11 protein-coding genes are annotated in these 9,986 nt (G+C 53.3%); 4 read left to right on the top strand and 7 right to left on the bottom strand.

Annotated features, from left to right (window positions below; translation table 11 throughout):
- Window positions 1-231 precede the first annotated feature (231 nt).
- Complete coding sequence (gene rlmM / locus ACT3TJ_RS17460) at window positions 232-1,302, top strand: 23S rRNA (cytidine(2498)-2'-O)-methyltransferase RlmM (RefSeq protein WP_444622732.1); 1,071 nt, start codon at window positions 232-234, stop codon at window positions 1,300-1,302.
- A gap of 4 nt (window positions 1,303-1,306) precedes the next feature.
- Here the strand turns inward: rlmM and ACT3TJ_RS17455 are convergent, their stop codons facing one another.
- Window positions 1,307-1,594 (bottom strand): antibiotic biosynthesis monooxygenase family protein, encoded by a 288-nt coding sequence (locus ACT3TJ_RS17455; RefSeq protein WP_087111672.1) that lies wholly within the window; start codon window positions 1,592-1,594, stop codon window positions 1,307-1,309.
- A 29-nt stretch (window positions 1,595-1,623) separates the two neighbouring features.
- Here ACT3TJ_RS17455 and tusA point away from each other — a divergent pair, with 29 nt between their 5' ends.
- The gene (gene tusA / locus ACT3TJ_RS17450) at window positions 1,624-1,875 is read left to right on the top strand and encodes a sulfurtransferase TusA (RefSeq protein ID WP_444622731.1); all 252 of its coding nucleotides are present in this window, start codon (window positions 1,624-1,626) and stop codon (window positions 1,873-1,875) included.
- An 89-nt stretch (window positions 1,876-1,964) separates the two neighbouring features.
- Here tusA and ACT3TJ_RS17445 read toward each other — a convergent pair whose 3' ends face one another.
- The 3 genes from ACT3TJ_RS17445 to ACT3TJ_RS17435 all read right to left on the bottom strand — a co-directional run bounded on the left by ACT3TJ_RS17445 (window position 1,965) and on the right by ACT3TJ_RS17435 (window position 5,184).
- The gene (locus ACT3TJ_RS17445) at window positions 1,965-2,660 is read right to left on the bottom strand and encodes a hypothetical protein (RefSeq protein ID WP_444622730.1); all 696 of its coding nucleotides are present in this window, start codon (window positions 2,658-2,660) and stop codon (window positions 1,965-1,967) included.
- A 109-nt stretch (window positions 2,661-2,769) separates the two neighbouring features.
- Window positions 2,770-3,762, bottom strand: a complete 993-nt coding sequence (locus ACT3TJ_RS17440; RefSeq protein WP_444622729.1) for a DUF3080 family protein — start codon at window positions 3,760-3,762, stop codon at window positions 2,770-2,772.
- A 3-nt stretch (window positions 3,763-3,765) separates the two neighbouring features.
- Window positions 3,766-5,184 (bottom strand): MATE family efflux transporter, encoded by a 1,419-nt coding sequence (locus ACT3TJ_RS17435; protein ID WP_444622728.1) that lies wholly within the window; start codon window positions 5,182-5,184, stop codon window positions 3,766-3,768.
- Window positions 5,185-5,323: 139 nt separating this feature from the next.
- Between ACT3TJ_RS17435 and ACT3TJ_RS17430 the strand changes: the two genes are divergently transcribed.
- Window positions 5,324-5,908: an elongation factor P hydroxylase gene (locus tag ACT3TJ_RS17430; RefSeq protein WP_444622727.1), complete on the top strand. Its 585-nt coding sequence runs from the start codon at window positions 5,324-5,326 to the stop codon at window positions 5,906-5,908.
- On the opposite strand, the gene ACT3TJ_RS17425 is transcribed toward ACT3TJ_RS17430, so the two are convergent.
- Together ACT3TJ_RS17425 and ACT3TJ_RS17420 are read right to left on the bottom strand one after the other, a co-directional pair.
- Complete coding sequence (locus ACT3TJ_RS17425) at window positions 5,905-6,384, bottom strand: hypothetical protein (protein WP_172118338.1); 480 nt, start codon at window positions 6,382-6,384, stop codon at window positions 5,905-5,907. The two genes, ACT3TJ_RS17430 and ACT3TJ_RS17425, sit on opposite strands and share 4 nt — an antisense overlap.
- A gap of 13 nt (window positions 6,385-6,397) precedes the next feature.
- The gene (locus ACT3TJ_RS17420; RefSeq protein WP_444622726.1) at window positions 6,398-7,249 is read right to left on the bottom strand and encodes a TatD family hydrolase; all 852 of its coding nucleotides are present in this window, start codon (window positions 7,247-7,249) and stop codon (window positions 6,398-6,400) included.
- A 133-nt stretch (window positions 7,250-7,382) separates the two neighbouring features.
- Here ACT3TJ_RS17420 and ACT3TJ_RS17415 point away from each other — a divergent pair, with 133 nt between their 5' ends.
- Entirely contained in the window at window positions 7,383-9,302 is a 1,920-nt protein-coding gene (locus ACT3TJ_RS17415) for an ATP-binding cassette domain-containing protein (RefSeq protein WP_444622725.1), read from the top strand.
- Window positions 9,303-9,416: 114 nt separating this feature from the next.
- Here the strand turns inward: ACT3TJ_RS17415 and ACT3TJ_RS17410 are convergent, their stop codons facing one another.
- Complete coding sequence (locus ACT3TJ_RS17410; RefSeq protein WP_172118335.1) at window positions 9,417-9,869, bottom strand: universal stress protein; 453 nt, start codon at window positions 9,867-9,869, stop codon at window positions 9,417-9,419.
- Between the last annotated feature and the right edge of the window lie 117 nt (window positions 9,870-9,986).

Below are 9,986 nucleotides of genomic sequence, written 5' to 3'. Positions count from 1 at the left end.
CTGTACATGAAGAAAGAAAAGGGTCTCCCCATGCGAGAGTCCCGGAGCGTCGGCCGGCGGATGGCCGCCCCGGTCATCGTCAGGCACTTATTTAACGAAGAACCCAGCCAATCGGCTGGGTTTTTTGTATGCGTGGAAGAAAATAAAGTGCACGTGTTAATGCTATGATGCGTCCCCAGCGACTATATCAACCGGCTGTCACTTTGGGTGATAGACGCAATTTGAGGTGAAGTGGTGAGTGAAACGGTACCGACATCGTGGTTAGTTTACTGCCGCCCTGGTTTTGAACATGATGCGCTGTCAGAAATGCAGCACCATGCAAAGCACCAAGGGGTACCCTGTGAACCTGCTTATGGGGAAGGGTGGGTCAGCCTAACGCGAACAGACGATGAACCCGTTAATGACTTGCACCGGCGGGCGGCTTTTAAAAGACTTATTTTCGCTCGTCAAAGCCTGGCGGCCTTACCAGCACTCACCTTGTCACGAGATGATCGATTAACCGCTATTTTAGGGCAGGTTAAAGCCAGCGGCTGGAGTTTTGAAGAAATCTGGCATGAAACGCCCGATACTAATGATGGCAAGGCGCTGGTTGGCCTGATCAAAGCCCTTACCAAGCCGTTGCAAAGCATGTTAAAAAAACGCGGTGCGCTACGCGGCAAGGCAGGTGGGCGTCGGCTACATATTTTTTGGACCGATGGTGATCGCGCCCAGCTAGGCATAAGTTTTCCCGGTAATCGTAGCGAGCTGCTTAACGGTATTCGTCGGTTGCGCTTCCCTTCGCGTGCACCAAGCCGCTCTACGCTTAAACTGGAAGAAGCATGGCATGAGTTTATCCCACGCGAAGAGTGGGAGGAGCGCTTGAGTGCGCATATGCAGGCAGCAGATCTAGGAGCCGCGCCCGGTGGATGGACATGGCAGTTGGTGCAGCGGGGCATGTATGTTTATGCCATTGATAATGGGCCAATGGATAAGCAGCTAATGGCCACTGGGCAAATTGATCATCTTAAAGAAGATGGCTTTACCTGGGAGCCGCCTCAGCGTTTGGATTGGCTGGTATGTGACATCGTGGATAAGCCCGTCCGGGTGCTGGCGATGGTTGAGCGTTGGCTAACGCGTAAATGGTGTAGAGAGGCTATTTTTAACCTCAAACTACCCATGAAGAAACGTTGGGATGAAGTAACGCGCTGTTTGGAAACATTGGAAGAAGCGCTTAAAAACGCGGGTGTTGGTGCCCACATAAACTGCAGGCACCTTTATCACGACCGGGAAGAAGTGACTGTGCACGTAAGGCTAACCCACTAAGGTGTTAATAGCCCGCTTCATAGATGCGGATCGTCTCGTCTTCTGTTAATAGCGGTAAAATACGTTGCATCGCAGTGGCACGCGCATCGCTGGCGTGCCACTCTTTCCAGGCGCGTAAATCGCGCCATTTGGTAATCATCAAGCGTCGATCCGTATGGCCTTGTTGTGCCAGCGTTTCACCGCTGACAAAGCCTCTGACACCGAGCGAAACACGCATGACTTCGCGTGCGGCCTGTTCATACTCATCTTCAAGGCCAGGCATAATACGCCGTTCGATGATAACTTTAATCATGCTATCTAGTTCCTAAACCGAGGATATGAATGGCTGACACGACTGATGCCTCACCCCACTACGACACCGTTCTGGACACCACAGGGCTTTATTGTCCTGAACCTATCATGCTAATGCACAACAAGGTGCGTGATATGAGTTCAGGTCAAGTGCTTAAAGTTGTGGCAACAGATCCTGCTACCACGCGTGATGTACCTAAATTTTGTCAATTTTTGGGTCATGAGCTTGTCGACCGCAGTGAATCAGTAGAAAGCTACGTTTACTTTATACGCTTAGCGTAAAGATGTGCAGCCGTGCGCGGCAAAAAATCGACTAATGGTGAATAGCCTCGCACGGTGCGCATAATTAAACAGGTGTACCGCCTCGTACGTTAATCGCCTGGCACGACCATCATGGCTAATGTCTCAAGGGTAGCGGGATCTTCCTCAAGGATACGGTTAGCGATATGGCGCTGAAAGTAATAAACGCTCGGGTGGCAGGAGCGTGCACTGTAGAGGCACTTATCACCCAACAGAATGGGTGTCATTGTGGCCTTTTCTTCATCAGCAAGTAAGGCATCAATAGAGCCATCGCTGTACAAACGCCATCCGTAAACGGGTTTCATATGCCACGGTGCATTGGGGTGATTCATGCACAATGCATGAGTGCCCAGGGTATCGGGAATTTGCTGGATGAGCGTAACGTCTCCCGACGCTTCATACTCAAAATAGTCAGCGGCAGCCGTTAGCTCATGATATTTGTGATCGGGCGGTGACTCAAAGATCTCTTCTGTTTCTGGATCGCGATAGCCAACAAAATAGCCGTTTTCCTGGCTATCCACCTCTTGGCAGGCGGTCAGTGTTTCCATCCAAGGCACCAGCCCAACAACATGGCCATCGGCTCTTAAGCCCCAGGCCAGAATGGGCATGCCAAAATAGGAATCGGGGCTCGCAGCGAGCTGGTATACCATTTCCAACCCGTCTAACTCGGGCGCTAAACGAACCAAACTTTTTTGCGCCTGCTGACGCAGGCGCACGGTATCCAGGTCGATGACCTGGGCAGAGCGGGGTGACTGGGATACGCCCATGATGTCCCTCCTAATGCTGCGTGGCCACGACATTGGTAAACAAGAAATGCTTACCGCATCCTTCACCAATAGCACAGGTTGCCCATAAGGTTAAGAGGGAGGCGAATATTTAATCGCTTAAACAGACTGAGTGCATTTCTCTAAGCGATAAGTGGTGCGTTTTGGCCTGCTGATACTGCTGCCAAGGCGCTTGTGCGTTATCAAGCGAGAGCCATTGCGTTTGGTAAACACGTACCGCTTCTGGAAAGGCAACGCTTTGGCTGTTTATCAGCCTGTTGATAGCGAGTAGCCACTGTTGCGCGTTAGCTTCAAGGAGGTTCAGGGCTTCAGTGTCCCACGCTGTTAAACACGCTTCATGGTGTGGATCATGTTGGGTTAAGTGCTCGCTGGCGTCTTGTAAACGTTGTTCGGCAAGTAGCAATGTGCGCAGTATCTCGGCAGTTAAGGGGCGTTCTTGAAGGTGCTTGAGGTGGTTTTCAAGCTGAGAGGAGTCTTGCTGCCATGCTTGGCTAAACTGGCTATCTACCATCTGCTGCAAATAATCGACAGCGGCAAGCTGCTGCGCAATCGCTGGAAAATCACTCATCGCTAGCGGTTGGCTTGCCCGAGAGAAGCTTTTTATCCACTCATCAGAATCGAAAATAGCATTCCAGCTAACAGCGGGTAGTTGGGCTGTTTTCAGAGCAGTAAGCTGCTCAAGGCGCTCTTTATCGCGCTCGCTTAACCGGTCAGGGACATCGCTTTCCTGGCATGCCGCCAAGCGTTGCCATAACTCACGCTCGTAAAGCCAGTGCTGGCTGGGCGGCGCAACCCGGCCAAGCTGATTGTTGCGGGCTGCAATCAGCGACGTGATGTGACACTCGCGCAACGCGTAAATATTGAGTATGCCATCGCGGGTTTCAGCTACCTCAATCAGCCTTTCTTGGCGTTCTGGAAATATCCCTATGTTGGATACCTCTGTGCGCTCGCGCGGAGGCGAGGAAAGGTCTTCGGCTAATTGCTGGTGATAGGCGACCCATGGCTGCTCTGCCTCATGGTCGCTGCAACCTGTCAAAACCGACATTGCCGTGAACATAACGAAGAGAAGCCACTGTTTTGTCACTTTTCACCCCTGTCGGCTAATCCATTTTAAACGCCAGGCCAACAACAGTGCGGCGGTGCTAAGCCCTGCAATCAAGCCTATCCAGTACCCATGAACACCTAAAGGCTCGGTTAAACCGCTTGCACCATGCACACCTAACCAGTAACCGCCTCCAAGGCCTACAAGCCAGTAGGAAAGCACTGTAATGACCATGACGATGCGGGTGTCCTTATACCCTCGTAGCGCGCCTGCCAGGTTCACCTGAAGCGAATCAGAGAGCTGGAAGATGACCGCAAGGGCAATGAGGGTAAGGGTCAGCGCCTGTATCTCAGGGTTCGAGGTATACAAGGCAATCACCGGCTTGGCAGTTAGCCACAAAAAGAGGCTGTTAAACGCCGCAATCAGTATGCTCACCACCACACCATTCCATGCGACCTGGCGAGCCAGTGTCAGGCGATGCTGGCCGAGGGTATTACCCACGCGTACCGTTAATGCCATGCTCAATGAAAGCGGCAGCATAAACAGAATAGAAGTAAAGCTGAGCGCGATTTGGTGAGCACCTACGGTTATCTCGCCCAGGCTGGCAACAAACAGGGCGATCAAGGTGAACAGGGTCACCTCAACAAAAATAGCCACGCCAATCGGCATGCCTACAAAAATCAGCTCTTTAATACCCGCCAGCTGTGGAGGCGTAAAACGGTGCCATAGCGACACGTTTTGGTAAGCACGCCCTCGGCGAGTATACAGCAGCATGATTAACATCATGGTCCACATGGAGATAGCCGTCGCGATCCCACAGCCAAAGGCACCCATGGCCGGAATTTGTTGCAGAATATCGGGAACGCCGCTACCCAACAAATTGACCAGCCCTTCGCCGCCGTAGATCAGCAGGTAGTTGGCCGGAATATTCACGAGCAAACCGATGACACTGATCCACAACGATGGCCGCGTATGGTTCATGCCATCCGAAAACGCGCGTAATGCTTGAAAGAGGGCGATACCGGGCATGCCGAACGCCACCGCTGAAAGATAAGCGGCTGATTCTTGAGCAACTTGAGCCGGTACATCCATTAATTCGAAAATGGGCATGACGCTGGTTCTAAGCAGAATCGCGGCGATAATGCCTAGCACCAAGGCCACCCATAATCCTTGATGAACCGCAGGGCGAATGGCATTGCTTCGCTGTCCGCCGAGGTGGTAAGCGACAATAGGGGTAAGCCCCATGAGCGTGCCCGTCATAAAGAGCATCAAGGGCGCCCATAAACTGGTACCTACTGAGACCGCTGCCAGCGACGTAGCGTTAAAGCGTCCCGTCATCATGACATCGACTACCCCCATACCTGCCTGGGCAAGCTGCGCGCCACAAATAGGCAGCGCCAATAAAATTAAGGCACGGGTTTCTGGCCAGTAGGTGGTTTTGATATCGTCAGCAAAGCGGGCCAAGGAAAGGCTCTCCGTTAGTAAAGTAATCTATAAAACGCCGCTAGATTAGCAGGAGTCGCTGGTTTTTGCCGTTTAGACTTCAGCCTACCTAACGAGGGCCGTTATACTAGGCAAAAAGGCCTTAAATAACGAGGATATTGTGGTTCACGCAGACGACAAGTGGTTACTTGAGGATATTACGGCACTCTTTGACGGCATTTTTATGCCGCGCTATCAAACCCGATTAGTGCGGGGTGAAGATGAGCCGCTTTATCGACCGGCAAGCAAGGAAGCGCCTTATCACCAGATTATCTTTGCCCGTGGGTTTTATGCCAGCGCCCTGCATGAAATTAGCCACTGGTGTATTGCCGGTGCCGAGCGCCGTCAGTTGGAAGACTATGGCTACTGGTATTTGCCCGATGGGCGTAATGCCCAGGAGCAGAGCGCTTTTGAGCAAGCCGAAATTGCCCCTCAGGCGTTGGAATCACTGTTTGCCGACGCGTGTGGGCGCATCTTTCATGTCAGCGTGGATAACTTGGGGGGCGATGTTGACGTCGATCGTGACGCATTTGCGGAGAAGGTAAACGCCCGAAAGCAGCGCTATTTACAAGAAGGCCTGCCCGCGCGCGCCAACGCCCTTTACGTAGCGTTGACGTCGTTTTATCAGCGCAAAGAGCCACTAGCCGCTGCGATTACCCAAGGCCAGGCGGTCTTGGGTCAAGCGCCTGTGGCTGCTAATGCTTAATCCGTTTCGGTTAAGCGCTGGTGCAAGGACAGCATGACCTCAAGCTCATGTTCGGGGCGCATGGGCTCCAGGCCCAGCTCGCTGAATGTCTCACGTCGCTGGCGGTGCCATTCACCCGGCGTGATAGACGGGTAGAGCACCGATGCCGGCGCCAGTTCTACAAAAGGGTCCAGCCCATACGTATCAAATAGACGCGCCAGCGCCGCCTCGTCCTCACCATTGTCGCTGGTATAAAGAGTGGCGGAGAAGTAATCGTTTTCCAGCTCGCGAATCACCTCAAGGGGGCTAACGCCCAGGCTCTCAAGTTCCTCGATGCTGTAAGCGCCCATGGCATTGGTATCTTCCTTGATCCAGCTATCGTCTGGTTGGATCAAGGTTTCCTTAACGCGTCCATCGGGCAATGACCAGGCTATGGCAAGGGGGAGGCCATCTTCTTCGCCCGTTTCAATGGCAATAAATCCTGGGTAATCGGCCACGCTCGTACTCCTTTCAAGATTCTGTAGGCAGGCGGAAAAAGCGCTGTGCAGTTTGCGTCGTGGCGCTACCTAGTTCAGCTTCGCTGATGCCGCGCCACTGGGCAATTTCTTTTACGATCCACGGCAGAAGCGCTGGCTCATGGCGGCGCCCTTTGAGTTTAGCGGGTAGATTGCGGGGCAGCAGGTAAGGGCAGTCGGTCTCCACCATCAAGCGCTCCAGCGGAATATCGTTAACCAGCGGACGCAAGTGATGGCCGCGACGCTCATCGCAAATCCAGCCGGTCAGACCAATATGCATATCCAGGTCCAGATAGCCGTACAGCGTATCGCGGTCAGCGGTAAAGCAGTGTACAACCGCGTCGCTGATATCATCGCGCCAAGCGGCCAGTATTTCGCGCATTCGCGCGCCTGCATCGCGCTCATGTAGAAAAAGCGGTAGGCCGCTTTCAACAGCTAGTGCCAACTGCGCTTCAAACGCATGCTCTTGCTCGGCAGGCGTCGAAAAATTGCGATTGAAATCCAGCCCGCATTCGCCAACGGCGACCACCTTCGGATGTGTGTGCAAGGCTTTCATCTTGTTTGCCAGTTCTGCATTCCAGCAACTGGCATCATGCGGATGAATGCCCGCCGTTGCGAAAAGGCCGGGATATTGCCCGGAAAGGGCTATCGCCTGCTCGGCGTGCGCCAGGTCCGTGCCCGTGACAATCATTGTATTAACATGAGCAGCATGAGCCCGCGCGATGACGTCATCAAGATCACGATCAAAGCTTTCGTGCGTCAAATTAGCGCCAATATCGACCAACGGAGACGTAGGGCGAAATTGAAGCGCTTCAGGTAAAACGTTATCGACTGCCGATGAAGCCAAGCGTTACTCCTTCGTCGAAAATAGCAAACCAGTATTGTAACGCTAAGCACACGTATCGACTAATGCGCGAAGCTTCCCCTCTACTGCTGTCCATGCGTTACACTGTGCGCCTCACGACGATGGAGGATACTGCGTGACCTTGTTACGACTCGAACAGCTGCAACTTGCCTACGGCACCCAAGTACTGTTGAACCGCGCTGACCTTACGGTCGAAAAAGGCGAGCGGCTGGCGCTGGTCGGGCGCAACGGCACCGGTAAATCTACGCTTTTAAAATTAGTGGCGGGTGATATTCAGGCTGATGACGGCTCGGTTTGGCGAGCGCCTGGCTTGAAAATTGGGGTGTTGGCTCAGGAGTTACCTGAGTCATCGGGCATGACTATTTTCGACATGGTCGCACAGGGTCTGCCTGAAGCGGGCGAGCTGCTGTCTGAATATCAGCACTTGATCAACGATCCCGACCCGGACATGAATCGCATGGCGACGTTGCAAACCCGCATCGAAGCGATTGATGGCTGGTCGTTCCATCAGCGTATTGATGTTGTGCTAACGCGGCTGGGGCTTCCTCCTGAAACTGAGATGAGTTCTCTTTCAGGCGGCTGGCGTCGCCGGGTCGCGTTAGCGCGAGCGCTGGTGTCTGAGCCTGATTTACTTCTACTTGATGAGCCGACCAACCATTTGGACCTGGACACCATTGCATGGCTTGAAGAGCAGCTTCTGGCTTTTAATGGTGCGGTGCTGTTGATTACCCACGACCGGGCGTTTCTTTCCAGGCTGGCGACTAATATTCTTGAGCTTGATCGTGGCAAGCTGGGCCGCTACCCGGGCAAATACGAAGAGTTTCAGGCGCGCAAGCAGCACGAGCTTGAAGTTGAGGCGCGGGAAAATGCCGAGTTCGACAAAAAGCTGGCGCAGGAAGAGACCTGGATACGTCAAGGGGTTAAAGCGCGCCGTACCCGTAATGAGGGGCGGGTACGTGCTCTTGAAGCCATGCGCGACGAGCGCAGCCAGCGCCGTGAACGCCAAGGCACTGCTAACCTGACCGTTGATAGTGGTGAACGTACCGGTAAGCGGGTAGTCGAGCTTAAAGGGGTGACTCAGCGCTTTGGTAACGACGTTATTCTGCGTAATGTGAACCTGGAAGTCGTGCGCGGCGACCGTATCGGTTTTCTCGGGCGCAATGGCGCGGGCAAAACAACGCTACTTAAAATTCTGTTGGGTGAGCTAGCACCGACCGAAGGCAGTGTACAGCTAGGCACGAACCTTAAAGTGGCCTATTTTGACCAGCTGCGCGCAGGACTTGAGCTGGAAAAAACGGTTTATGACAACGTGGCTCAAGGCAGTGACCGAGTCAGCGTCGGTGGCAAGGATCGCCATGTCATGAGCTACCTGCAGGATTTCCTGTTTACGCCTGACCGCGTGCGTCAGCCTGTAAAAGCACTGTCGGGCGGGGAGTCTAATCGTCTGCTCTTGGCCAAGCTGTTTACCCAGCCTGCCAATGTGTTGGTGCTTGATGAGCCGACCAACGACCTGGATATGGAAACCCTGGAGCTGCTTGAAGAGCTGTTGCTGGACTTTGACGGTACGCTGTTACTGGTTTCCCACGACCGAACCTTTATGGACAACGTGGTGACCAGCATGCTGGCTTTTGAAGGCGAAGGCGTTGTCCGTGAATACGTGGGCGGTTACACCGACTGGATACGTCAGGGCGGTAAGCTACCGCCTGCCCCTTGGGAAGGCGCGGTGCGTCAACAAACTGAGCCCACCAGCGCGGCGGTAGAAAAAGCACCCGAGAAGGCACCTGAAGAGCCCGCTAAAAAAACCGTCAAGCTCTCCTATAAGTTTCAGCGCGAGCTGGATGCATTGCCTGCCGACATCGAGCGGCTTGAAGCCAATGTCGAAGCGCTGGAGCAAGTGGTAGGCGATCCCGCGTTTTATCAGCAGGAGGCCAGCGCGGTAACAGCGAAACTACAAGAGCTAGAGCATGCTCAGCAGGCGCTTGAAGCCGCCATGGAACGCTGGATGGAGCTTGAAGCCATGGCCAACGGCGAATAGCGGAAACTCAAGTGTATGTTCCCAAAGGCGCCTGGTCGGTGCCTTTGGGGATAGTAGCTTTTTGAACAGAAGCGTTCGATATGCAAGTAAGGCGCCGAGAATAAGCGCGTGTACTTATTCGTCGCTGCTCTCGCCCTTTTTGCCAACCCGTACGGCGAGTACATCACACTGCGCGCCGTGCAGCACGCCTGTTGACGTTGAACCCAGTAGCAGGGCAAAGCCGTGTCTTCCGTGGGAGCCAACCACAATCAAATCAACGTTATGTTCATCCGCGAAGCGATGAATTTCCGTGTCGGGCATGCCCACCACTACGTGCTGGTCGGCCTTGTCGATATGAGGGGTCGCAATTTCAGCCAGGCGCTGCTTGGCATGATCATCCAATTGGTCTTGAATGCTGGTAAGGTCCATCGGGATATCACCTCCATAGGCGAAACCCAAAGGCTCAAGGGTATGCATAATGGAGATTTTGGCACCATTGTTGCGCTCAGCGATAACGATCGCGCGCTCTAGTACCTTGTGAGAATCTTTTGTTAGGTCAACGGCAACCAGAATATGGTGATAGCTCATGGCTTATCTCCTTGGCGATAATTAACAAAGAAGCAAACTTTGTTAGATAACCTTTACTTTAAGCTGCATGGACAATCTTAACAACGATCTGCGTCATGGTTTTTTAAACGTGTTAAC

This window comes from Halomonas sp. AOP30-A1-24, assembly GCF_052378165.1.
Classification (GTDB): domain Bacteria; phylum Pseudomonadota; class Gammaproteobacteria; order Pseudomonadales; family Halomonadaceae; genus Vreelandella; species Vreelandella citrativorans.
This window is presented reverse-complemented; position numbering and strand designations above follow the sequence as displayed.